Source organism: Vibrio breoganii (genome assembly GCF_024346795.1).
Classification (GTDB): Bacteria; Pseudomonadota; Gammaproteobacteria; order Enterobacterales; family Vibrionaceae; genus Vibrio; species Vibrio breoganii.
In genome coordinates this window covers 1562198-1586521 of the sequence record NZ_AP024864.1, presented here as the reverse complement: position 1 = coordinate 1586521, position 24324 = coordinate 1562198, and the positions used below count along the sequence as shown (strand labels likewise).

The window sequence follows — 24324 nt, the reverse complement described above, 5'->3', positions numbered from 1 at the left end:
ACCGAATAGAAAATTTATAAGCGTATTATCTATGAACTTTATGAAACTAACAGGTGAATTACTGTAAAGTAACGTAAATGGGTCCTTAATTGCATAAGGCATTGAAATGCAGAAACAAAATACAATAGAACAGCAGCAAAATATGCCTGATAAAGGGTCGAAAGATGATCGGAAAAGCTTGAGTATTTTACTTGAGCTGCTCAAATTTGTGGGGCCTTATAAAGGCAAGGTTATTGCTGCTCTAATTGCCCTATTTTTTACCGCAGGGCTGACGCTTTCCGTAGGCCACGGTGTTCGCTTGCTCATCGATGAGGGCTTCTCCCAGCGCTCACTCAGCGATCTTGGCAATGCGATTCAATTCATTGTTATTGTGACTGTCTGTATCTCCATCGGCACCTTCTTTAGATTCTATCTTGTCTCATCGGTTGGTGAGCGCGTGAGTGCGGATATACGTCTTGCGGTGTTCAACCACGTTGTGACCTTGCACCCTAGCTATTTTGAAACCAATGGCAGTGGCGACATTATGTCACGCCTAACCACCGACACTACGTTACTACAAAGCATCATTGGTTCGTCCTTTTCCATGGCGATGCGCAGCGCATTAATGTGTATTGGCGCAATCATTATGCTATTCGCCACCAACGTAAAGCTCACCCTGATAGTGCTAGCTTCTGTCCCTTTTATCTTAGTGCCCATATTGATTTACGGCAGGCGAGTTCGCGCGCTCTCGCGTAAAAGTCAGGATTCAATGTCGGATGTAGGCAGTTATGCAGGAGAGGCGATTGAGCACATAAAAACGGTGCAGAGTTATAGCCGAGAGTCTGAGGAGAAGGCGTCATTTTCAACAGAGGTGGAGCGCGCGTATGAGATAGGGCGAGAGCGAGTAAAGCAGCGGGCCATCCTTATCTCTGGAGTGATAGTGATCGTCTTTGGCGCTATATCCGGCATGTTATGGGTTGGGGGAAGCGATGTTATTCACGGCAAGATGTCGGCAGGCGATTTAGGTGCCTTCGTATTCTATGCCATTATGGTTGCTTCATCGACGGCGACCATCTCTGAGGTCTTTGGAGAATTGCAACGTGCCGCTGGCGCCACTGAGCGATTGCTCGAAATCCTCAATGTAGAGAGCCATATAGTTGCACCGCAAAATGATGCGCTCTCAACCAAAGGATTGTCCGCAGAGGTCTCCTTTGATGATGTGTCTTTCTTTTATCCATCAAGAAAAGACAGCGCGGCCATTAGCCAGCTGAATCTAATCGCTGAAGAAGGCAGGGTACTGGCGCTGGTGGGGCCGTCTGGCGCAGGTAAAACGACACTGTTTGAACTGCTACAACGTTTTTATGATCCTCAGAAGGGAGCGGTAAAACTCGGTGGCGTGGATGTACGTCGTTTTGATCCCAAAGAACTGCGCGACACTATGGCATTAGTGCCTCAGCAACCAGCGCTGTTTAGTCATGATGTGTTTCATAACATCCGGTATGGCAAACCCAACGCAACCGATGCAGAAGTGATAGAAGCGGCCAAGAAGGCGCATGCCCATGAGTTTATTGTGAACTTGCCTCAGGGCTACCAAAGCTTCTTAGGAGAAAAGGGCGTTCGACTGTCCGGTGGGCAGCGTCAGAGGATCGCGATTGCAAGAGCCATTCTTAAAGACCCAACAATCTTACTATTGGATGAAGCCACCAGTGCCCTTGATAGTGAGAGTGAGCATCATGTGCAAAAGGCACTAGAAGAGTTAATGAAAAACAGAACCACGATCATCATTGCTCATCGCCTTTCTACCATTCAACACGCTGACCAAATTGCCGTTTTAGATCACGGAAAACTGGTCGATGTGGGTAATCATGCCCAGTTACTGCAAAGCTGTGATTTGTATCAGCGACTAGTAGAGCTGCAGTTTAAACAAGGCGGAAGAGAGGCTATTGAATAGATGCGCTCGCGTGTAATTCACGGCTTAGCGGATGGCACTAAGCCGTATTATCAGTCTAGACAAACGGCTCCCACCAATACGATTATTTTAATGACCTTAAGTATTAGAGCAGTGCTTGTTGGTTCTGTATGTTACTTAATCCAAAGAAATCTCTTTTCCTGTGCCGTTGAGATGAGCATGTCGAATAGTCGCGAGCAAACCATCATTTGAGTTTATGTCTATACCCAATTGGGCTTTCTACAATTGCGACCCTGCACACGCTATCTTTATATTAGAGTTCGAAAGTGTGGTGGTCGGGTACCATACTCTGAGTCGTTTTTTAGTAATTCGAAATAACGATGGTCATCTGTTCGGTTTTGGTCATGTGAGACTCAGCATAAAAACTTTGCAGCAAGTCTCTGCTCACAACGCTTCTTACTTTGGAATATGGGCTGAGTACTTCCCCGGCTCTGAAATCCCTCAATAAGTCATAGTGTTATAGTCAACAGCCTGTTTACAATAAGCGGTTGTGAGCGCCATAATGAGACTGTGCACAACTAGCGTCATTTCGCTGGATAGTAATGGATGTGCACTTTTCTATTCGGCGAGTTCAGGTTAAGCATCGGAAGTAAATACCGAACACGCATATTCATAGACTTAGGTAGGGAGCGCCTGAATATTGTACGTCACACAAAGTACCAATCTCTTAATGAAAACTTTGCTTAGATACCTAGGGGCGTTGCTGCTCTTATTGCTTACTGGGTGTTCATCATTGAAATATTCAACGGTGAGTGAGCAAGAGGAGTTGGCTCAATGTGCTGACCCAAGTTACGAATGGAGGCCAAAGTTAACGCCAGAGCAAATCATTAATACAAGGGCTATCCGCAGTTCGGTTAATGATTACATTGCGTTGAACGAACAACTGCTATCTTATCGCGAACGAATGTTTGTAGAAATTGAATCGATGAGAGCTGATTATTCGGAAGATAATCCTATACCGTCCAAGGTATTAAACAGACTAAACCAAAAGTTAGTAGAGAGTGTAGAGCTTGCCTATCAATTCGAAAACGTTTTGCAAAACAACTACTGTTGGTATGGCAGTCTCGAAGATGGAGAGCAGGACTATTCATCGTTTATCGGCTTTATGTTAGAGCTCTCCAGCGCATTGACACTCTATGATATCTATTTCCAAGTTTATAGCACGGCCTACGAGAATCAGCGTCTAACTCGCTTCTTAAATCAAGGGGATAAGGGCTATGAAAAACCGCCAAATTCCTTGTCTTTGTATGCTCAGAATATCCAAGATTTTGCCAACCTCAAGAGATTGTCAGAGCAGGTCGCTTTTTATCAAGATAATATCAGCAACTATCCAAAGCTCGTTAACTCCTCACAGCTTTGGTATTTGAAACTCAATATTGAGCAAAGTCCTACTTTTCAAAAGATCCCTGACATGAAACTGAGTGAGGTGATGTCGAAACGCTTTAGCCATAATGTCGATATTGCGGTTTACGATTTCGAAGAGATCAATCGCTCAGCGGTCAACGGAATTAGTGGTTTCTTCGGTAATGTGACTGGCTTGTTTGAATCGAGAAAGGGCTATCTCTACAACTCCCTGGAGGTTATACAAGATGTGAGTTCGCACTTAAAAGCAGGGGACATTTTGTTAGAAAAAACGCCTTTCCGGTTAACGGATAAAGTGATTCCTGGGTATTGGGGTCATGCGGCTGTTTGGGTTGGCAGTGAAGAGGAGCTAACTGCCCTTGGTATTTGGGACCATCCTATTGTCGTAAAACATCATCAACAAATACGTGAAGGGGACATGGTGGCAGAAGCGTTGCGCTCTGGAGTACAACTCAGTTCTCTTGAGCACTTCATGAACATCGATGACCTAGCAATGATACGCGTAAGCAATCAGACACAAGAGCAAAAGCAGCAGGTGATTATTGATACGTTACGCCAGATAGGGAAGGAGTACGACTTCAATTACGATATAGAAACAACAGATAAAATAGTGTGCTCGCAACTTGTCTATATCGCCTACAGTGACATCAATTGGTCAACAGATAGGGTCGCAGGGCGATATACCATCAGTCCTGATGCGATAGCTGCTCAGACGTTAACTAATGAGCAGGTTAGTATCGAACTTCTGTATTTGTACAATAAGCGAGTAGATCAAGATTTGTCGCTACAGATGTCGGAAGTGTTGTTGGCCGAAGAGTAATTCTCACTTTTATTAGGGAAGGAATAACCTTGTTTAAGACGTTTTTAGCCAGCTTAATGCTACTGCTTGCTGGTGGCGCAGTATCAGGAGAGGTGGATAACTACTATGGTTGGGGAAAAGAATTAAAAGATGAAAAAAAGGCTTTTAATCAATACCTGAACGTAACAGTTACTCAAATCTTAGTTGATCAGAAATCCAAGTTTTCTACAGCGCAGTGTCCTGACGTTGCTGAGTGGATCATGCGAAATCTGGGTGCGCAGAGATATCCTCTAGCCTACCGAGGCGCATTAAATTCAGATATGGAGATCTGGGCTCAAGAATCCCCTTTGTTAGACCGGTTACCTGCAGTTGGAGTATCTCTAGACCAATACGCTTTGGATAGTATCTATTCCCCAGTGATGCGCACAGCAGGTATCAAAACCGACCTTGACCATATTATTAATGTGAACGGCACATATATTGGCACGGATAAAATCAGCCATTTTTTGGGGTCAGGTTATGAGTACTACAAGCGCTACCGAAAAGCGATTCAATCTACATCACCGGAACTAGCGCAGATGGAAGCGATTGCGTGGGCTGACTCAATGGAAGGTGGGTTGTTAGGAATGAAGGTAGTCGGCGTCTACTCCTATGCGGATCTTGAGGCTAACTATCAAGGCTTTTTGTTTGCAAAGGATCTGTGTGATAAACCGTATATTAAACAAGTGGATTCAAAGTGGCAGTTGACGACCCCTATTGAAGTCGAAAACTATGTTAATCCCAACTGGGATGAATCCTTCAACGTCTCAGCATACAGTAAGTCCAGACTAGAAAGTGTAAAAAACAACCTAGCCCACTTACCGGTTTGTGAGCTGAAAGACGGGGCTTGGGTTAAAATGCAAGCAGAGCAATATAGGCAGTTTGATCAATCGCCGAGAACAAAGCAAAGCGACTATTTAAACACAAGCTTTTCCGCGCAGTTGCTTTACTTGACCCAACAATACAAATACGCATCCGATACATTGACGGCTGAGTATCTGCACTCCCAGTTCAAAGAGCTGAATATTACCCAATCTCAACTTGATGCCTGGGCGCGAAAGGTAAGTACACCTTTGCAGTCAGACTTTACGCTGTCAGCGCTTTGTCCATAAGGGGCATGGAGTAATAGTGCATGTATTATAGCTATGGGCTCGGTTAGAGCTAATAGCTCCCTGTTGATTAATCTAGATAATTTATGGCAAGTGATTGCAGCACCTCCATTACTCACGCAAAAAGCAAAACCTGCTCCTGTTATCTTTTGGTCTTGAGTTGTATTTCCGACCTCTAAACAACTAATGTTAGTAGTGACACCATTGTAAATTATGTGGGTGGTTACTATGAAAATATTGAGCGTTAGCCTTGCATTTTTGTTGTTGCTTACCTTAGCGTCGAACGGCGCTTATAGTGATAACAAAAAAGGTGGTTATGAAAACTTGTCTTCAGTACATTTTGTATCTGAAGCTATTAGTGAACACGAAAGACTTCATTTGATATTTATGCGTGAAGAAGAAAAACTTGCTCGCGATGTTTATATAAAACTAAGCATAGAGCACCCTGAAACGAGAATATTTGGCAAAATTGCAATAGCTGAAACTCATCATACTGGTAGCGTTTTTGATGCGTTACTGCGATTTAATATCGACGATCCCGTTGTGAATGATAATGTTGGAGTATTTTCAGGCGAGGAGTTTGGTCCGTATTTCACTGAAAAATATACAGATCTTACTAACCAAGGGCTATCCAGTGAGTTGGATGCGCTTTATGTGGGAGCCTTCATCGAAGAACTCGATATGTTAGACATAAAGACTTGTCCGAAAGTGATGATAGAAGAAATCGACTCAATTAAGGTATCGAATGATTGTGGTTTAATCTATACAAACGATAGAGTGATTAGCTCGCTTTACGGGCATTTAATCGCAGGTTCGGAAGATCACCTAAAAGCCTTTGTTTATAATATTGAAAAATACATAGGAGAAGGCGCATATCAAGCGCAAGTTCTCCCTCAAGAAGATATCGATGACATTTTAGGTCGATAAAGAGAATGACATCTAACGTGGTTAGCAAAGCTTACTGTATTTTAAATATAGTAGCTTTGCTTTTTTGATCCGGGCCAGAAAATGCGGGCTTCGGAAAGGGGTAGGATAATGAGGCGGATTCTCTTTGAGTATGTGAATTACAAATGAGCCACTACAACCTATCTGGTCTAGTGAATTCTTGAACTGAAAACGATGATTGCGTACTCCCTAATCTTATTTATCAGCCTTCTGGATGATAAACATCTCATAGCCAAACTCATCCAAGTAGCGCTCAAAGATGCTGACTTCTGTTTTGATGTCCTTGAGCGCATTGGAGTCTGGCATGCTTGGCGTCAACTCGATGGCTCTTTGCTTCAGTGGTAGGTAGTAGTTTTCCCATGCTTGTTGGCTTAGCGGGAAATGTTCAACAACCTTATAGCCTGCCGCTTTTATCTGCTCCAATCGAGTCTCAACGCTAACCATGTCAGGGTATTCGCCCTTCCAAAACGCTTGTGCTTCAGAGGTAGGAGTATCGGTAAACCACACCAAATCGCTGAGCATCATCACGCCATTGTGTTCAAGCAGTGGTCGCCACTCTTTGAGCGCACTTTCTACACCCATAATGTACGCACTGCCTTCAGCCCATATTAGGTCAAAACCTTTATGCTCAAAGGGCAGGTCGGTCATGCTGGCACACACTGGCTTGATACGATCGTTTAGACCGTCTTCAGTAAAGCGTTCGACCAACCTATCTAGCGCAGACTGCTCGTTATCAACGACCGTGATTGCTGCTTGGGTATTGTTTGCCAGTACTGTTGTGGCTAATCCCTTGCCTGAACCTATTTCCAGTATTTTACGACTAGTGAGTGGCACTAAATTGAGGGCTTTTAGGGTTTCTTGTTCGCGGCCTGGTCCCCAGCGGTCGAGTGTTTCGTAGACCTTCATAAAGTCGGCCATGTAGTCTTGATGTTCGTTCATGTCTTTTGACAACCATTTTAATCTGAGGGCTTCTTTTTCATCAAAGCCTTGTTTAATAAGCCAATCCAAGTGAGCATCGGGTGCCAATTGACTGGCGTTCTCATGCCAAGCTCTGTGGTCACCTTCGCCAAGGAGTGCTGCTAATACACCTCTAGAATGCTGTTTCTGAGCGATCTCTTTATCGAGTTCATCTAGGCGGTTTATCAGTAACGCTCTGTCTATCTTCGCTTCTAGGCAACCTTTGCACTCCTTCAAGGTTAATCCTGCTGCTTGCAGCGTCTGAATCAACAACACTCTTTGCACATCTTTATCGCTATAGACGCGATAACCATTGTCCAACCTGACTCCACTGATCAGCTTAAGCTTCTCGTAGTAGAGCAATGCGGTGCGTGACAAGCCGACTTTCTGAGCCAGCTCTGATATGCGGTACATAGGGTGACTCCTTACTTGGTTGCCTCTAACTTAAACTATAAAGCAATAGACAGGTCAACATGAAGTGGTGATTTTTTTCTTTGATTTACGTGGAGTAGATTCATCTGGGCAGATCAAGTTAGGGATGTTGGTTGAAGAGGTGATGTAGTGAGTTAGAACTGAATAGAAGTAACGTTTGAACGGGAAAAATGCTAATAAAAACTATCTATGAAAGGCTCTATTTAAAATATAAGCCAGTTTAGGAGTGACGGTCAAATGTCACGTAATAGATATCTATAATTAATACTATTTGATAATTTTGTAATATGAGTGATTTAATGTTTAAAAATACTTTAAATTAACGCACTTTATATTTGACTGGCATCTTAGTGAATAAAACCACATAGATACATAGAGTTATGTTTAGTTCTGAAATAGATATGATTTATATAAACAATAAAAACGTTTAAAAACAGAAGGTTAAGGTTGTTTTCTGCCATCACTTTGATGCATCTATACACTGAATAAATAAATTACCATAGCAATATATAGGTCAGGATGTTTAAATGCTCTCGATCTTTGACTAAGTAGATTAATACATTGGAACTTATTTGCTTAGATCATTGTCTCAAAACAAGCATTTGGCTTAGTTCTATTTTTTGTGTTGATGTTAATCATCGTTAAATAAGTTGAGTGCTACCTTTATCTTCGTGCTTATGACTCAGTCATACGCCAGTTCGTTAATGTGAATTAAATGAGAAATAGAGTGTTAGGATCTTATTTTACTCGAGCCTGGGTTATTCCTGTGTGCTTATTCAGTTTAACTGCCTGCGACAATCAGCAGGCACTTGTGGCGGAACCAGAATCGAGACCAGCCAAACTTATTACGGTGTCTGCGGGTAGCGACCGCTTTGAGCGCGTATTCCCTGCATCCACGCTTGCGGGTGATAAGGCCGTTTTGGCATTTCGCGTTTCAGGGCAGGTGATCAATCTGCCAATCAAAACCGGACAAAAAGTAAACAAAGGCGACTTGCTTGGGCTACTAAACCAAGAAGAGTACGCGCTGTTTTTAGCTGAAGCAGAAGCGGAGTATGCCCTTGCTAGTGTGCAGCTTGAGCGCGCTAAAAAACTGATCGCCGACCGTGTCATATCTGAACAAGATTACGATCAGGCTGTTGCTGCTGAACAAGTGGCAAAAGCGACATATGAACAAGCTAGAGCAAACTTTCAAGATACACGCTTAGTCGCGCCTTTTGATGGCACCATCTCCATGAGGCACATCGATAACTTTGAGTATCTTGAAGCCAAACAAAGTGCGATGAATATTCAATCGGACTCTTTGCTGAGAGTGGTATTCCAACTTCCAAACTCGATGGTGAATCGCGTGAAGGGTGCTGATGCAGAGTTTTCTATGCAGTTTGATTCTTACTCTGGTGAGACCTTCCCATTGGTATTTCAAGAAATTGATACTGAGTCAGATTCCTCTACCGGTAACTATAAAGTGACCATGGTAATGGAAAGGCCAGATGACATTGGGATCATGCCTGGTATGTCAGGTGACGTGACCCTTTCGCTTCCTAGGGCTAATCCTTCAACACTTCCTGATTCTTCAGTATTTCCTTGTGAGGAAAACTGGTGTGTTTGGCGAATTGATGAAGAATCTCGCACAGCGAAAACACCGGTCATTCTTGCTGAGAATGGGCAGTTGATCTCGGGCCTAGATGATGGCGACCAAATTGTGTTGTCAGGTGTGAATCAATTGTCTGAAGGCATGAAAGTACGTGAGTGGATTAAGGAGAAAGGGCTATGAGTTCATTCAAATCCCAGTCTTTAAAGTGGCTATTTGTATTAGCTACGCCTTATTTCCTGAGTGGTTGTGAACGCCCAAGCGTCGAGCCTACCACACGATTGCAAACTGTTGAGTTGCTTAAGCTAGACACTACCTCTGCTGCTGATGCATTGATGTTTCCTGCTATCGCGACGGCTGCAGAGCGTGCACATTTGAGTTTCCTTGTTTCTGGTGAAGTAACAGAAGTACTAGTGAAAGAGGGAGATCGAGTGTCAAAAGGTGACGTTATCGCCAAGTTAGACCCTCGAGATTTCAGGATTGCAGTACGCAACGCCGAAGCAAGTTACACCGCTATCAATAGTCGATACCAAAGATCAAAGCCGTTACTTGAGAAAGGGTTACTGGCTCAATCAGAGTTTGATGAATTGTCGGCTAAGCGCCAGATGGCAAAGGTTGAGTTAGATTTTGCTCGTTTGTACTTGGAATATACCCAATTGAAGTCGCCGATAGATGGCATGATTTCTCGAATCAATGTTGAGCAATTTGAGAATATCACTCTAGGTCAGAACATAGTGAATGTTCACAATATTGATGAGGTGGATGTACTGGTTAAAATTCCAGATCGCTTGTTCATCAATAAACCGTCAGAGCAAGAAATTTGGCAGGCAAAGGCAAGTGTTCAATCACCAAGTGGACAACTGTTTGATGCGACGATCAAAGAGTTCACCACGGAGCCAGATCCTACATCAGGGACTTATACCATCACGCTAACCCTGCCGATGCCACAAGATGAACTCATCTTAGACGGCATGGCGGTTGAGGCCTTTAAACCAAAGAACATATCCGGCATGGAATTAGGTCCAATTTCTACCGTGCCTTATAAAGCATTGATCAATTCGGATGGGGACACCCTCAATCGAGAAGAAAAATACGTTTGGGTGTATGACAACAATACAGTCAGAAAACAAAAAGTAACAACGGGTGCGATAACAGGCAACTCAGTGCAAGTTATTGCCGGATTAGAGGGTGATGAAATTATCGTTGTTAAAGGGTTATCGCAATTGCGAGAGGGCGCTGAAGTGAAAGTGACAAATATGGGGGCAATGCAGTGAGTTCTAATAAGAGTGACCAAACTACCGCTCAATCAGATGAGCAAGTAACCGGTATTGCCGCGTATTTTATTCGCAATAAAGTGATCAGCTGGATGATCACCTTGATCTTCCTTGTTGGTGGTGTTGCTGCCTTTTTCGACCTAGGTCGCTTAGAAGACCCCGCATTTACCATCAAAGATGCAATGGTTGTCACCAATTACCCAGGGGCAACGCCAGAAGAAGTGGAAGAAGAAGTCACTTATCCATTGGAAAAAGCCATTCAGCAGCTGACCTATGTGGATGAAGTGACGTCTATATCAACTCGTGGACTGTCTCAAATCACTGTGACGATCAAACGAAACTACACTTCGGAAGATCTCCCACAAATATGGGATGAACTGCGTCGAAAAGTCACCGATATTCAGGGTTCTTTACCACCAGGCGTGAACACTCCGGCGGTCATTGATGATTTCGGCGACGTGTATGGGGTGTTGTTGGCGGTCACCGGTGAAGGCTATTCCTATAAAGAGTTGCTTGATTATGTGGATTATCTCCGCCGAGAGCTAGAGCTCGTTGATGGTGTCAGTAAAGTGTCTGTCTCTGGTGAGCAACAAGAGCAAGTCTTTATCGAAATGTCGATGAAGCGCATGAACGCTCTTGGTATTGCCCCTGAGACGGTATTCAATTTGCTGAATACTCAAAATACCGTGTCATCTTCAGGTGCAGTAAGGGTTGGCGATGAATACATCCGAATTCAACCTACAGGGCAATTTGACAGTGTCGAGCAGTTAGGCGACCTCATCATCACCGATGAGAGTACGTCGGGTTTGGTGTACTTAAAAGACGTTGCAGAGATAAAATGCGGTTACATAGATGTTCCTACCAATGTGCTGAATTTTAACGGCAATATGGCGCTAAATATGGGCATTTCATTCAACGCTGGCGTGAATGTGGTTACCATTGGCGAAGCTCTTGACCAAAAACTGGCCGAGCTAGAGTATCAACAGCCTATCGGCATCAACATTGATGAGATCTATGCTCAACCAGGCGAAGTCGATAAATCGGTAAGTAGTTTTGTAGTCAGTCTTGCTCAAGCGGTTGGTATCGTGATCGTGGTGCTGCTGTTCTTCATGGGCGTACGTTCTGGGGTACTGATTGGCCTGATCCTTCTGCTGACCGTTTTGGGTACGTTTGTGTTCATGAGCTACCTTGGCATAGAGCTACAACGTATTTCTCTTGGCGCGCTAGTTATTGCGCTGGGGATGCTGGTGGATAATGCCATTGTGATTGTTGAAGGCATATTGGTCGGCATGAAGAAGGGGCGCACTCGACTTCAGGCAGCGACTGATATTGTCACGCAAACCAAGTGGCCACTACTGGGTGCGACTGTGATTGCGGTAACGGCGTTTGCGCCTATCGGTTTATCAGAGGACTCGACGGGTGAGTACTGTCGTACCTTGTTTACTGTATTGTTGATCTCTTTGATGCTGTCGTGGTTCACCGCGATGTCATTGACACCATTTTTTGCGGACCTGTTCTTTAAGGGGCAAAAAGTCGAAGCGAACGAAGAAGGCAGCCAATACAACGGTATTGTATTTGTCATCTATCGTAAGTTTCTTGAGTTTTGTATGAATCGCGCTTGGCTGACTATCTCAGCGCTAATAGTGATGTTCTGCACAAGCCTGTATGGATTTAGTTTTATTAAGCAGTCGTTTTTCCCAGCGTCTACCACTCCTATCTTTATGTCAGATATCTGGCTACCGGAAGGCACGGATATTCGCGCGACTAACGCTAAACTGCAAGAGCTAGAAGAATGGTTGCTAGAGCAGGAAGGTGTTGAAGACGTAACGACTTCTGCGGGTCAAGGTTTGCAACGCTTTATGCTGACTTACACGCCAGAGAAAAGCTATGCGGCCTATGGTGAAGTCACCACTCGCGTGGAAAGCTATGAAGTGCTGAATGGCATTATGGCTAAGTACATTGATCATTTGGATACCAACTATCCAGAAATTAACCATCGTATGAAGCAAATTGAGCTAGGCCCTGGAGGCGGAGCAAAAATTGAAGCACGAGTGATTGGTTCTGATCCTACGGTATTGCGTGAGTTGGGTGCTCAAATTGTTGATATCTTGAATGACGACCCAGGCGCTAACAACATTCGCCATGACTGGAGAGAAAGAACTAAGGTTCTTGAGCCAATCTTTAATGAAAGTCAGGCTCGTCGATACGGCATCACTAAGGCCGATATAGATGACTTTTTGCAAATGTCGTTCTCTGGAAAGACAGCGGGCCTGTATCGTGATGGCACAACCTTAATGCCAATTGTTGGGCGCTTAACAGAAGAAGAACGCGTTGATTTTAGAAATATCGACAGTTTGAAAATCTGGAGCCCAGTGCTGAATGATTATGTGCCTTTGCAGCAAATGTTGATGGGTTATGAAACCCGCTGGGAAGACCCTATTATCATGCGTAAAGACAGAAAGCGTATGCTGACGGTATTTGCCGACCATGACATCCTGGGAGACGAAACCGCTGCGACATTGCAACAGCGTGTACAAGAAAAAATAGAAGCTGTTGAGATGCCTCAAGGTTATAGCTTGGAGTGGGGCGGAGAGCTTGAATCTTCGAGTGACGCTAAAGGCGCTTTAGCATCGAGTATGCCTATGGGCTACCTGTTTATGTTTTTGATTACAGTGTTCTTGTTCAGTTCTGTTAAAGAGCCATTGATTGTATGGTGTACCGTACCATTGGCGATTGTAGGTGTGACCTGTGGCTTGCTGTTGTTTGATACCCCGTTTGGTTTTATGGCCTTGCTTGGTTTGTTGAGCCTATCTGGGATGCTATTGAAGAACGGTATCGTATTGATTGATCAAATTGAAGTTGAAATGCGCTCAGGAAAGGACCCGTATCTAGCGGTGGTAGAAGCTGCTATGAGTCGTGTTAGGCCAGTATGTATGGCGGCGATTACAACGATACTGGGCATGATCCCATTGCTGCCGGATATCTTCTTTAGACCGATGGCGGTAACCATTATGTTTGGTCTGGGCTTTGCCACAGTGCTGACTCTGATTGTGGTGCCAGTGTTGTATAAAGTGTTCCACAACATCAAATACAATGGCGAAACGACTAAAACGGCAGAGCTAGCGAGCGACGTTTTATAGTCTAGGTAATAATAAAAAAGGCCAGATGGATTAATGAACTGACCCCCAATAGTTGGATACCAATTATTGGGGGTCTTTTTATGTCCAAATACAACCGAGCATTGAAATGCTCAATAGCTAAACAATATCTACAAGGCGAAAGTTCTCAGGAGCTTTCTCGTCTTCATTCTATACCATCACGCCAAATACGTTACTGGGCACAAGTATTCGATATCCATGGCTCTCAGGCATTTATCCCTCATGGTTTTGCAAAGAATGGGCAAACTAAGCTCCAAGCTTTGACTCATATGTGGACGAATGGTTGGTCTATCAGTCACACTAGTGCGGTTTTAAATTTTTCTTCCTCTGGCACACTCGCTGTTTGGCTGAAACAGTATGAAAGATATGGTTTCCAGGGGCTTGAACGTAGCAGAGGACGACCCGCAATGAGTAAGCATCCTTTTATTCAAAACAAGAGCGATGATGAGAAAACACTGGAAGAGATCAAAGAGGAGTTAGCGTACTTGCGAGCTGAGAATGCTGTCCTAAAAAAGTTAGAGGAGCTGGAACAGGAGAAGCATCGTCGAACAAAGAAAAAACGAAAGTAGTTCTAGCTCTTAAAAATCAATATCCACAACAACATCTCTTGCATGCCCTTAAATTAGCAAGAAGTAGCTTCTATTATCATGCACAGTCGAACAACGCTGCCGAAAGCTATCAAGATGAAAAACAGTTGATTGAGAAAATATATCATGACCATAAAGGGAGATATGGATATCGTCGTATTCATTTAGAGTTAAGGAAATACGACGTCAGGCTTAACCATAAGACAGTTCAACGCCTGATGGGATTACTAGGCTTGAAATCAACGGTCAGACCTAAGCGGTACCGCTCTTACAAAGGAGAAACTGGAAAAACCGCTCCAAATGTACTTAAACGGGACTTCAGTGCAACGAAGCCTGATGAAAAGTGGGTAACTGATGTCACTGAGTTTAAAGTTCAACAGCAGAAGGTGTACCTATCACCAATCGTTGATCTGTTTACGCAGGAAGTTGTGGCTTACAAAGTTGCGAAAAATGCGTGCTTACCTCTGGTCACTGACATGCTGACAGAGGCGGTTGCAACCTTAGCCAAAGACGCTAAGCCAATAGTGCATAGCGATCAAGGGTGGCAATATAGGCATAGGAAGTATCAGAAAACTCTCGCTGAGCAGGGATTAACTCAAAGTATGTCACGAAAAGGAAACTGCTTAGATAACGCAGTAGCAGAGAACTTCTTTGCCTTACTGAAAACAGAAATGTACCATAATCAACACTTTGAAGATGCCGATGACTTAATCGCACATATTGACGAATACATCGAGTATTACAATACAAAGCGCATCAAAGTGAAACTAAAAGGCCTGACTCCGACGGAATATCGAAATCAGGCCTTAAAAGCCGCTTAACAGAAATGTCCAACTTTACGGGGTCACTTCATTAACATCTGGCCTTTTTTATTTCTCTATATTTAGTCGCGCTTCCACAAGATATGGCAGAATTTGTGGTCAGGGTCGCGTGACACCAACAGCCTTGCGAACACGTCATCCAGCGTATCATCCGCTTCGTTTACCAGGCCGATCTTGATTTCGGCGTAGGTTTCTTTGTCAACTTCAAACCCTACGTGTTGAACCCAATCATCACCGGTTTCAACCAGCTCAGCAGCACCTCTCTCTTCAAATTGAAGAGTGAATAGAGCCACATCGGCGGCCTCAAGGTTATCTGGAGCCATCTCGAGAAAAATGTCGTAAGCGGTATCGATGGTGTCATCGTAAGACAAAAGTTCAGTCATTAGATTTCCTTAGCGGTATCTTTGATAATTAGCGCGATTGTACGCCTTAATTGTGTCAATTAGAACAGCCCAAGCTGAGGTGCATTGATATCATCAAATTTTAACCCAACGAAGGGCAAGATGGCATCGGCAATCGGCTTTATCTGTTTATCAATATAGTGCTCGTAGTCGATTGGGTTCTTCACATACTCAAGAGGCTCAGGGCCAATGGTGGTCATCATATAAGCGATTCGACCACGGTTTTGATATTGCAGTGGTCGCCCAAGTTGCTGGTTAAGCTCATCGGCTAAACGAGCAGCGCGCACTTGCGGTGGAATGTTTTTCTGATACTCATGAAGCCTTCTGCGAAGTCGCTTTCGATACACCAGTTTATTATCCATTTCCCCGCTCTCAACTTGTTCTACGGTATCTAAAATGAACTGCGTGGGATCGGAGCCGGCAAAGATAAGCTCGTAAAGGTGCGCCTGAAAATCTCGCGCAAGCTCAGTCCAGTCGCTACGGGCACTCTCTAAGCCTTTAAACACGATACGAGAGCCAGATTCTTGAGTAATTAATCCGGCATAGCGCTTCTTTGAACCTGTTTCAGAGCCGCGAATGGTTGGCATGAAAAATCGAGAAAAGTGGGTTTCATATTCAAGCTCAAGCAGGGAGGTGAGGTTATATTCCTCGGTCAAATGCTGGGTCCACCAACTATTGATGTGCTTGGTCAGCGCATTGCCAATATCATCCGCTTGCTCTTGGGTGCACTCATCTTTGAGAGAAACAAACGTAGAATCCGTATCCCCATAGATCACCTCATAGCCTTGTTCTTCGATAAGCTTACGTGTGGTCTTCATTATTTCGTGACCACGTAACGTAATCGATGATGCCAATCGTGTATCAAAGAAGCGACAACCGGAAGATCCCAATACACCGTAAAAGGAGTTCATTATGATCTTAATGGCTTGAGAGAAAGCGACTTCTTTGTCCTTCTTAGCCTGATCTCGGGCCTGCCACAGCTCTTCAATGAGGTTGGGCAAAAAGTGTTTTTCTCTATGAAACTGCGCCTTACGAAAGCCTGGTACGGCTTGGTCTGCCTCGTTGCCTATTTCTAGTTGTAGCCCCTCGATTAGCCCCATAGGGTCAATGAGAAAGCTGCGAATAATAGCGGGGTAGAGGCTTTTAAAATCTAGGACCAGAACAGAGTCATACAGGCCAGGTCTGGAGTCCATAACAAATCCACCCGGACTGGCAATCCAATCGTTTGGCATGAGATTTGGCGCTACATAGCCACCCCTATGCAGGCGTGGCAGATACAAGTTAGAGAATGCGGCAACACTGCCACCAATGCGATCAAGGGCGAGACCTGTGAGTTTACTGCGCTGAATGAGGTAATCGAGTAGGTGTGTCTTCTCAAAGATCTTGTTCACCAACACGCAGTCTTGCAGGTTGTACTTAGCAAGAGCAGGCTTATCATGATGGAACATATGATTGATCTCTTCCATCCTGTCTTGCACATTGTGTATGGCTTTGCCTTCGTGCAGCAGTTCTTGAGAGACAGACTCTAGTGACCAAGAATCGAAAGAATAAGTGGCTGATTTAAGCCCATCAATGCCATCAACCACCACGCGTCCCGGTATGGTAATAAAGCCTTGTTGGCTTTGATTAGATTGTCGGTAAAAACAGGTTTGTTTGTCTCGTCCGAGAGTCAGCCTAAGTTTGTTTTGCTCTGCTCGTCGCACCAATAGTCGCATGTCAAAGCCAATCACATTCCAACCCACAATGATGTCAGGGTCAAACTGCGTAAACCAATCAATCAATGCCAGCAAAAGGGCTCGTTCATTCTCGACCCACTGAATGGGTGTACCTTGTTCGGGTTGCGCTTCACCAATCATGATGACTCGGCTATCAAGCTCAGAATCCAATCCCACTGAATAGAGAACGCCCTTGGCGGAACATTCTATATCCAACGAGACAACGGATAAGTTGGGAGAGTACTCTTTAGCCGCTCGGCATTGTGCGTTTGCTACCTTGAGATAGCCGTTTTCTTGCTGCTCAACGCCATCAAATTCTATTTGCCCCTGAATAAACCGCTCCATCAAGTAGCGGTCGACCAACCTGATATCGGATTCATAGATAGGAATCGAGTGGCTAGTTAACAGGGTTTCAAAATCAGACGCATGCTTACGAGTAGGGAAGTAGCAGGCAGTAGTCGCCTCTAGTTGGAATGTTTTTAGAGGAAGCGGTTTAGTCTCACAAGGGATATTAAGCTGGTTTGCTAGTTGCTGAACCTGCGCTTCATCAGAGGTGTTTATAAAGTAGACAGATTTTTGATCTGGGATTTGAATCAAAGTGGGGCCGAGATCCGTAGAAACCCACAGCTCAATAAGGCTAGAAAAACCTAAATCTTTACTTTGACGAGTTAGTATAAATCCTGAACGCAATCTGCAAACCTTTTTGCTACTCTTATTGAAGAAGATGATACCAAACCCTTGTCTAGGCAGTTATATGAATTTGGTTTCTATCAACAATGTTTTTCAATTTACTGATTTTATTGGATAAAAAATGGACCTTTATCCTCAGGTATTGCCTATGATTAATGTTGCATAAGAGCGGGTTTGGTATAAAAAACGAACGAACGATCCCTTAATTGCAGTAGTAGGTCATAATAATTGAACTAAATTGTTGTAAAAATGGCGAATACTAAGCATATTTGCATGTTGTTGGCTACAGCAATAACGTAGAATAAGGACCGCATGTTATGATTCATTCATGACGAACTTTGCGGCAAAAAAATAAAAAGTGTGGAGATACAAGTTTGATTAATGTTTTCCTTGTAGATGATCACGAGCTTGTACGCACAGGGATAAGACGTATTATTGAAGACGTCCGTGGAATGAATGTAGCAGGGGAAGCGCAAAGCGGTGAAGAATCTGTAAAATGGTGCCGAAATAACCATGTTGATGTAATCCTTATGGATATGAACATGCCCGGTATTGGTGGCCTTGAGGCCACAAAAAAAATCTTACGTTTTAACCCAGACGTTAAGATCATTGTGTTGACCGTTCATACGGAAAACCCATTCCCTACAAAAGTAATGCAAGCTGGTGCTGCTGGCTATCTTACGAAGGGAGCGGGCCCTGATGAAATGGTTAACGCAATTCGTATGGTGAACAGCGGTCAACGCTACATTTCACCTGAGATCGCTCAACAGATGGCTCTGAGTCAAGTTTCACATTCTTCTGATAATCCTTTCAAGGACCTCTCGGAGCGTGAGCTACAAATCATGTTGATGATCACCAAAGGCCAGAAGGTCACGGATATTTCCGAACAGCTGAGCCTTAGCCCTAAAACAGTAAATAGCTACCGCTATAGACTGTTTAGCAAGCTAGATATCAGTGGTGACGTTGAATTGACTCACCTAGCTATTCGTCACGGAATGTTGGATACAGAGACACTTTAGTGACAACAGGGTTCGACTCAGCCGCATTTCTTAAAACGGTTACCGACCAGCCCGGCGTTTATCGTATGTATAACGCCGAGGCTGTTGTTATTTATGTCGGCAAAGCCAAAGACCTAAAAAAACGCCTCAGCAGTTACTTCAGAAAAAAGCTCGATAACGAGAAAACGCGCGCCTTGGTCAGCCATATTGATCACATAGACGTGACGGTGACGCATACCGAAACTGAAGCCCTTATTCTTGAGCACAACTACATTAAACAGTACTTGCCCAAGTACAACGTTTTGCTTCGAGACGATAAATCCTATCCCTATATTTTCATCAGCAACCACAAGCATCCTCGCTTGTCGCTTCATCGCGGCTCTAAAAAGCGTAAAGGGGAGTACTTTGGTCCTTATCCTGACTCTGGAGCAGTAAGGCAAACCCTGCACTTGCTACAGAAAATACTGCCGATGAGACAGTGTGAAGACACCATCTACGCCAACCGAACCAGACCGTGTTTGATGTACCAAATTGGCCGATGTGCTGCGCCGTGTGTCAGTAGCGTGATTTCTGATGAAGAATACGCAGACCTTGTGCAATGGGTTCGCTTGTTCTTACAAGGCAAAGACAAGCTGGTAGTAGGGCAACTGATTGACAAAATGGATGAAGCCAGCCGTACCCTGAAATTTGAACAAGCGGCTAAATTTCGCGATCAAATTCAGGCAATAAGGCGCATTCAAGAGCAGCAATTTGTATCTGAAGATAGCTTCGATGATATCGATGTGCTCGGCTATGCCCAAGAATCTGGTGTGGCGTGTATTCATATCTTGATGATCCGCCAAGGCAAGATACTGGGCAGTCGTAGCTTTTTCCCTAAAATCCCCAATAACAGTCCGCAAGACGAAATTTTTTACAGCTTCATTAGCCAGTATTACCTCAATCAATCAGAGGGCAGGGCACTGCCTAGCCGTTTGATATTTGCAGCAGGTCTGCTGGCTGAAGAACAAGCCTTTCAAGACGCCTTGACTCAGATGGCCGGAAGACGAGTCACCTTCCATACCAATCCTAGTGGCAATCGTGGACGCTACTTAAAGTTGGCGAATACCAATGCATTGAGCGCCATTACGACTAAGATTAACCACAAAATGACCATTTCACAGCGCTTTAAAGAGCTTCAAGAGGTGCTGAATATGGAGTCGATTCGTCGCATGGAATGTTTTGATATCAGTCATACTATGGGTGAGAGCACCATTGCCTCTTGTGTTGTGTTTAATCATGAAGGCCCAGTAAAGCCAGAGTATCGTCGCTACAATATCACCGGCATCACGGGCGGCGATGATTACGCCGCTATGGGGCAGGTCCTTGAGCGTCGTTACTCGAAGCAGCTCGATGTTGATAAGATCCCAGACATCATTTTTATCGATGGTGGTAAAGGCCAGCTTAATCGAGCCATAGAGATTATCTCCCAATATTGGGACGAGTGGCCAAAACGTCCTAGGCTGATCGGCATAGCCAAGGGCGTAACGCGTAAGCCTGGTTTAGAAACGATGATCACAGCTGAGGGTGATGAGTTTAATTTGGCCAGTGACGCACCAGCACTGCATCTAATGCAGCACATTCGCGATGAGAGCCACAATCACGCTATTGCAGGGCATAGAGCCAAACGCGGTAAAACAAGGCGTACCAGCGCTCTTGAGGGCATCGAGGGAGTAGGTCCGAAGCGTAGGCAGGCGCTGCTAAAGTATATGGGCGGTTTACAAGAGCTAAAGCGTGCCAGTGCTGAAGAAATAGCCAAAGTACCCGGTATCAGTGATTCTTTGGCAGAAAAGATAGTTCAGGCGTTGCAACACTAACTAAAATCCCGCAACATTGGGGTTAAATTTAAAGTCAGATAAGCGCACTGTTTTCACGTGCCTTCAGAGTAAATAAAATGCGATTGACTATCCCAAACATTCTTACCATGATCCGCTTATTCTTGATCCCAGTGTTTGTCATTGTGTTCTATTTACCAACCACATGGGCACCGTTTACCGCGGCTATGGTGTTCTGGGTCGCTGGATTTACAGATTGGCTCGATGGACTTGCGGCTCGTAAATTAGGACAGACTTCTCGCTTTGGTGCATTTTTAGACCCAGTCGCCGATAAAGTGATGGTGGCTACAGCGCTGCTTCTCATTGCAGAGCACTTCAATACGATTTGGATTACCGTTCCTGCGATTATCATGATTTCCCGCGAAATTATCATTTCTGCACTGAGAGAGTGGATGGCAGAGATTGGTAAACGCTCGAGTGTAGCGGTATCTTGGGTCGGTAAAGTAAAAACCTTCTCTCAAATGTTTGCGTTGTGGGTTCTCATCTGGCGCTACGACGATTGGATGGTTTGGATTGGTTACTTGTCTCTGTATGTGGCAACCGTCCTCACACTATGGTCTATGGTGCAATATTTAATGGCAGCCAAAGACGACCTGCTCAATTCAGAAGAGTAAAATCGATTTATGAAAACCAGCGAAAGCTGGTTTTTTTGTATCTGCGACAACCAATTGCAAATATTTTATGCCTAAGTGTCTTCACACCAACACAAACAACGGGTTAGTGTAAAAGGCAGTGCAGAAAAATACGCCAAATTAAGCGTAATTTGAGCAGTATTTGATACTTATCTAACCACTTGCATGCAGTTTGTTTGTAAAGCGAGCAAACGAATCAAAATTATAAAAATTCTGTTGACTCATCGGGGTGAATCCGTAAAATGCCACCCCGTACCGAAGAGAAACATTCTTCAGTAACACAGAGGCGCCTTGGCAGAGTGGCTATGCAGCGGATTGCAAATCCGTGGACCTCGGTTCGACTCCGGGAGGCGCCTCCATATTTTATCTTATAGCTAGTAGCTGTAAGAATGCGACACTAGCTCAGTTGGTAGAGCGCAACCTTGCCAAGGTTGAGGTCACGAGTTCGAACCTCGTGTGTCGCTCCAATTTAAAGGAATGCTCGACTCAGTCACGAGGAACCTCGTGCCCAATCTGGTCGAGACGCTCCAAATTAAATCTTATAGCTGTCAGCTTCAAGCTATCAGCTGTAAGAAGATGGTGTCTTACCCATCGCAACAAGTTTTGCGTGCCCTGGTGGTGGAATTGGTAGACACAAGGGATTTAAAATCCCTCGGCGTTCGCGCTGTGCCGGTTCAAGTCCGGCCCGGGGCACCATCTAATATGCGACACTAGCTCAGTTGGTAGAGCGCAACCTTGCCAAGGTTGAGGTCACGAGTTCGAACCTCGTGTGTCGCTCCAAATACAATACAGCCGCCAGATTCAAGCTGATAGCTGTAAGAAAAAGATAATGGCGCCTTGGCAGAGTGGCTATGCAGCGGATTGCAAATCCGTGGACCTCGGTTCGACTCCGGGAGGCGCCTCCATTATTTCTAAGCTTTCAGCTACAAGCTGCTAGCGACGAGAATGCGACACTAGCTCAGTTGGTAGAGCGCAACCTTGCCAAGGTTGAGGTCACGCTTATGTTCAAGAGAAAGCGAACCTCGTGCCCAGTCTGGTCGAGTCGCTCCAAAATTTCAAAGTATCCAAAAATATTTTATAGCAGTTAGCATATAGCTAACAGCTGTAAGTAGATGGTGTCTTACCCATCGCAACAAGTTTTGCGTGCCCTGGTGGTGGAATTGGTAGACACAAGGGATTTAAAATCCCTCGGCGTTCGCGCTGTGCCGGTTCAAGTCCGGCCCGGGGCACCATCTAATATGCGACACTAGCTCAGTTGGTAGAGCGCAACCTTGCCAAGGTTGAGGTCACGAGTTCGAACCTCGTGTGTCGCTCCAAATACAGTTTGAATATAAGTGGCAGCTCAGTTTTTAGAGCGCAACCTTATCAAGGTTGAGGTCACGCTTAGTTTCAAGGGAAAGCGAAGCTCGTGCCCAGTCTGGTCGAGACGCTCCAAACAAAAGAAAGCCCTAGCAGAAATGCTAGGGCTTTTTTGCTTTTTATGTCCTTAAGTCTATAGATAGAAGGCTCTATTTCTCTCCTCGTCTTAACAGAATTCAAGAAAGTTACTTTTGAGCCTTTAACTACGCGTTAAAGTGTTTATTATCCCTTATAAGAATAGATTCTTTATCTTCAGTCACTTATTCATCTAACACGGAGCGACTCATGGAGAAATTGCAGCCAGTTGTCGATTTTCTTCTTACTTATAAAAGTATTTTCAGTGTACTCATTCTATTCGTCGTCTGGTTATTGCGTCGTTTTTTGCTGTCCGTGATTCGCGGTAATGATGCCTTTATCTCAGAAAAGCAGCGTAATTGGATGTCAAAAACCAAGAACGGCAGCTTTGCATTTACTCTGATTATTTTGTTTATCCTATGGCAGTCGGAGATCAATCAATTTGCGCTGAGTGTGACTGCGATTGCGGTTGCTATTGTAGTGGCGTCAAAAGAAATTATTCTTTGTTTCACTGGCTCAATACAAAGGGCAAGCTCTCGTTCATTTCGTATTGGTGATTGGATTGAGGTCGGCAAGTTAAGTGGAGAGGTGATAGAGCACAATATGATGGCGACAGTGATCCAAGAGATCGACCTTCATCATGGGCAATATCATTACACAGGTAAAACAGCGACACTGCCAAACAGCATGTTCTTTACCTACCCAGTAAAGAACCTTAACTTCATGAAGCGCTATGTTTATCATAACTTTTCAATTGTGGTGAAGGACTTCGTTAATCTGTATCCGATGATCCCTGAATTGACGGAAAAGATTGAGGAGCATTGTGCGTATTTTAGTGATGTTGCGATTCGCTATAACGCTATGATTGAAAAGCATGCCGGCTTGGATCTACCTGGCGCAGAGCCGCATATACACATTAGCAGTAACATCAACGCAGAGCAGATTGTGCATTACATGATCTTCTGTCCAACGGACAAAGCGAATCACTTAGAAAACTTGATTCGTAAAGATTTTATGGATATGTATGAAAAGCGCTTTCCAGTAAAGTCTGACTGATACAAACGTAAGATATCCGAGCCTCAGTTTAAATACTGGGGCTTTTTTATGGGCGAAATTACTGTTTGATATTCATGTAACAATTTGAAATAAATCTGCGGTTATAAATAGCGCATTTTGCTTGTTTACTGTTGCTAAGATCACGTTTTCTTGCTAAATTCCCGCGCAATCTCAGAACACTCTGAGGGACACGCGTAATAAGCCTGATTGTGATATTACGTAGGGTAGGTATCAAACGGCCTTCGTTTGATAGATGGGAATAAGATGCCAAGATGGCATTGAGAAAGGCACCCAACATGTATCATCAATCTAATTTGACAATCAGCTTCGTTCTACCGGCTTACACTATTATTACTGAGCCATGATCCGTCACATCTGACAGTTCACCCCCTTTAAATTCTATTTTCCTAAGCATCTCTTTTTAAGTGATGTTTGCGTACTATATACCCGTAATGTTAATCCGTTGTTCTCAAGAATGAACAAGGGGAGGCATTACTCTAATTTAGGT

Annotated in this window: 15 protein-coding genes, 8 tRNA genes and 1 pseudogene; 21 read left to right on the top strand and 3 right to left on the bottom strand. The window is 44.2% G+C overall.

Annotated features, from left to right (window positions below; translation table 11 throughout):
- Positions 1–106: 106 nt before the first annotated feature.
- From OCU35_RS07405 to OCU35_RS07390, 4 genes are all read left to right on the top strand, one after another.
- A complete protein-coding gene (locus tag OCU35_RS07405) occupies positions 107–1930 on the top strand; it encodes an ABC transporter ATP-binding protein/permease (protein WP_261825092.1) in 1824 nt (607 codons plus the stop codon).
- Between the two features lie 751 nt (positions 1931–2681).
- Positions 2682–4130: a YiiX/YebB-like N1pC/P60 family cysteine hydrolase gene (locus tag OCU35_RS07400; protein ID WP_261825091.1), complete on the top strand. Its 1449-nt coding sequence runs from the start codon at positions 2682–2684 to the stop codon at positions 4128–4130.
- Positions 4131–4159: 29 nt separating this feature from the next.
- Positions 4160–5260: a hypothetical protein gene (locus OCU35_RS07395; RefSeq protein ID WP_261825090.1), complete on the top strand. Its 1101-nt coding sequence runs from the start codon at positions 4160–4162 to the stop codon at positions 5258–5260.
- A 225-nt stretch (positions 5261–5485) separates the two neighbouring features.
- Positions 5486–6184: a DUF2202 domain-containing protein gene (locus tag OCU35_RS07390; protein WP_017030762.1), complete on the top strand. Its 699-nt coding sequence runs from the start codon at positions 5486–5488 to the stop codon at positions 6182–6184.
- A 213-nt stretch (positions 6185–6397) separates the two neighbouring features.
- Here the strand turns inward: OCU35_RS07390 and OCU35_RS07385 are convergent, their stop codons facing one another.
- Complete coding sequence (locus tag OCU35_RS07385) at positions 6398–7573, bottom strand: MerR family transcriptional regulator (RefSeq protein ID WP_261825089.1); 1176 nt, start codon at positions 7571–7573, stop codon at positions 6398–6400.
- Between the two features lie 745 nt (positions 7574–8318).
- Between OCU35_RS07385 and OCU35_RS07380 the strand changes: the two genes are divergently transcribed.
- From OCU35_RS07380 to OCU35_RS07360, 5 genes and pseudogenes are all read left to right on the top strand, one after another.
- Positions 8319–9362: an efflux RND transporter periplasmic adaptor subunit gene (locus tag OCU35_RS07380; RefSeq protein WP_065599886.1), complete on the top strand. Its 1044-nt coding sequence runs from the start codon at positions 8319–8321 to the stop codon at positions 9360–9362.
- A complete protein-coding gene (locus OCU35_RS07375; protein ID WP_261825088.1) occupies positions 9359–10453 on the top strand; it encodes an efflux RND transporter periplasmic adaptor subunit in 1095 nt (364 codons plus the stop codon). The genes OCU35_RS07380 and OCU35_RS07375 overlap by 4 nt, the downstream gene beginning before the upstream one ends.
- Positions 10450–13593 (top strand): efflux RND transporter permease subunit, encoded by a 3144-nt coding sequence (locus tag OCU35_RS07370; RefSeq protein ID WP_261825087.1) that lies wholly within the window; start codon positions 10450–10452, stop codon positions 13591–13593. Before OCU35_RS07375 ends, OCU35_RS07370 begins: the two co-directional genes overlap by 4 nt.
- Before the next feature lie 80 nt (positions 13594–13673).
- Positions 13674–14180: a helix-turn-helix domain-containing protein gene (locus OCU35_RS07365; RefSeq protein WP_261825025.1), complete on the top strand. Its 507-nt coding sequence runs from the start codon at positions 13674–13676 to the stop codon at positions 14178–14180.
- 2 nt (positions 14181–14182) lie between these two features.
- Positions 14183–15019 (top strand): annotated as a pseudogene (locus OCU35_RS07360) (IS3 family transposase); the annotation flags it as partial.
- 62 nt (positions 15020–15081) lie between these two features.
- Here OCU35_RS07360 and OCU35_RS07355 read toward each other — a convergent pair.
- On the bottom strand, positions 15082–15402 hold the full coding sequence (locus OCU35_RS07355; protein WP_017030232.1) for an HI1450 family dsDNA-mimic protein: 321 nt from the start codon (positions 15400–15402) through the stop codon (positions 15082–15084).
- Between the two features lie 59 nt (positions 15403–15461).
- Entirely contained in the window at positions 15462–17825 is a 2364-nt protein-coding gene (locus OCU35_RS07350) for a DNA polymerase II (RefSeq protein WP_261825086.1), read from the bottom strand.
- A 374-nt stretch (positions 17826–18199) separates the two neighbouring features.
- On the opposite strand from OCU35_RS07350, the gene uvrY reads away from it, so the two are divergent.
- The 12 genes from uvrY (at position 18200) to OCU35_RS07290 (ending at position 23816) form a co-directional block, all read left to right on the top strand.
- Positions 18200–18844: a UvrY/SirA/GacA family response regulator transcription factor gene (uvrY, locus tag OCU35_RS07345; RefSeq protein WP_017030756.1), complete on the top strand. Its 645-nt coding sequence runs from the start codon at positions 18200–18202 to the stop codon at positions 18842–18844.
- The gene (gene uvrC, locus OCU35_RS07340) at positions 18844–20676 is read left to right on the top strand and encodes an excinuclease ABC subunit UvrC (protein ID WP_102499515.1); all 1833 of its coding nucleotides are present in this window, start codon (positions 18844–18846) and stop codon (positions 20674–20676) included. Before uvrY ends, uvrC begins: the two co-directional genes overlap by 1 nt.
- A gap of 77 nt (positions 20677–20753) precedes the next feature.
- On the top strand, positions 20754–21308 hold the full coding sequence (gene pgsA, locus OCU35_RS07335; protein WP_017030228.1) for a CDP-diacylglycerol--glycerol-3-phosphate 3-phosphatidyltransferase: 555 nt from the start codon (positions 20754–20756) through the stop codon (positions 21306–21308).
- A 303-nt stretch (positions 21309–21611) separates the two neighbouring features.
- Positions 21612–21685, top strand: a tRNA-Cys gene (locus tag OCU35_RS07330).
- Positions 21686–21717: 32 nt separating this feature from the next.
- Positions 21718–21793 (top strand) — tRNA-Gly (locus tag OCU35_RS07325).
- 142 nt (positions 21794–21935) lie between these two features.
- Positions 21936–22022 (top strand) — tRNA-Leu (locus tag OCU35_RS07320).
- A gap of 8 nt (positions 22023–22030) precedes the next feature.
- Positions 22031–22106 (top strand) — tRNA-Gly (locus OCU35_RS07315).
- A 51-nt stretch (positions 22107–22157) separates the two neighbouring features.
- Positions 22158–22231: transfer RNA gene (locus OCU35_RS07310), tRNA-Cys, on the top strand.
- Positions 22232–22273: 42 nt separating this feature from the next.
- A tRNA-Gly gene (locus tag OCU35_RS07305) sits at positions 22274–22376 on the top strand.
- Positions 22377–22471: 95 nt separating this feature from the next.
- Positions 22472–22558, top strand: a tRNA-Leu gene (locus OCU35_RS07300).
- Positions 22559–22566: 8 nt separating this feature from the next.
- Positions 22567–22642: transfer RNA gene (locus OCU35_RS07295), tRNA-Gly, on the top strand.
- Positions 22643–22970: 328 nt separating this feature from the next.
- Positions 22971–23816 (top strand): mechanosensitive ion channel family protein, encoded by an 846-nt coding sequence (locus tag OCU35_RS07290; protein WP_261825085.1) that lies wholly within the window; start codon positions 22971–22973, stop codon positions 23814–23816.
- Positions 23817–24324 lie beyond the last annotated feature (508 nt).

Excerpts from the sequence above, each read along its gene's own strand:
- OCU35_RS07405 (WP_261825092.1), top strand. The coding sequence starts at position 107 with ATGCAGAAACAAAATACAATAGAACAGCAGCAAAATATGCCTGATAAA.
- OCU35_RS07390 (WP_017030762.1), top strand. The coding sequence starts at position 5,486 with ATGAAAATATTGAGCGTTAGCCTTGCATTTTTGTTGTTGCTTACCTTA.
- OCU35_RS07385 (WP_261825089.1), bottom strand. The coding sequence starts at position 7,573 with ATGTACCGCATATCAGAGCTGGCTCAGAAAGTCGGCTTGTCACGCACC.
- OCU35_RS07375 (WP_261825088.1), top strand. The coding sequence starts at position 9,359 with ATGAGTTCATTCAAATCCCAGTCTTTAAAGTGGCTATTTGTATTAGCT.
- OCU35_RS07365 (WP_261825025.1), top strand. The coding sequence starts at position 13,674 with ATGTCCAAATACAACCGAGCATTGAAATGCTCAATAGCTAAACAATAT.
- OCU35_RS07355 (WP_017030232.1), bottom strand. The coding sequence starts at position 15,402 with ATGACTGAACTTTTGTCTTACGATGACACCATCGATACCGCTTACGAC.
- pgsA (WP_017030228.1), top strand. The coding sequence starts at position 20,754 with ATGCGATTGACTATCCCAAACATTCTTACCATGATCCGCTTATTCTTG.
- OCU35_RS07290 (WP_261825085.1), top strand. The coding sequence starts at position 22,971 with ATGGAGAAATTGCAGCCAGTTGTCGATTTTCTTCTTACTTATAAAAGT.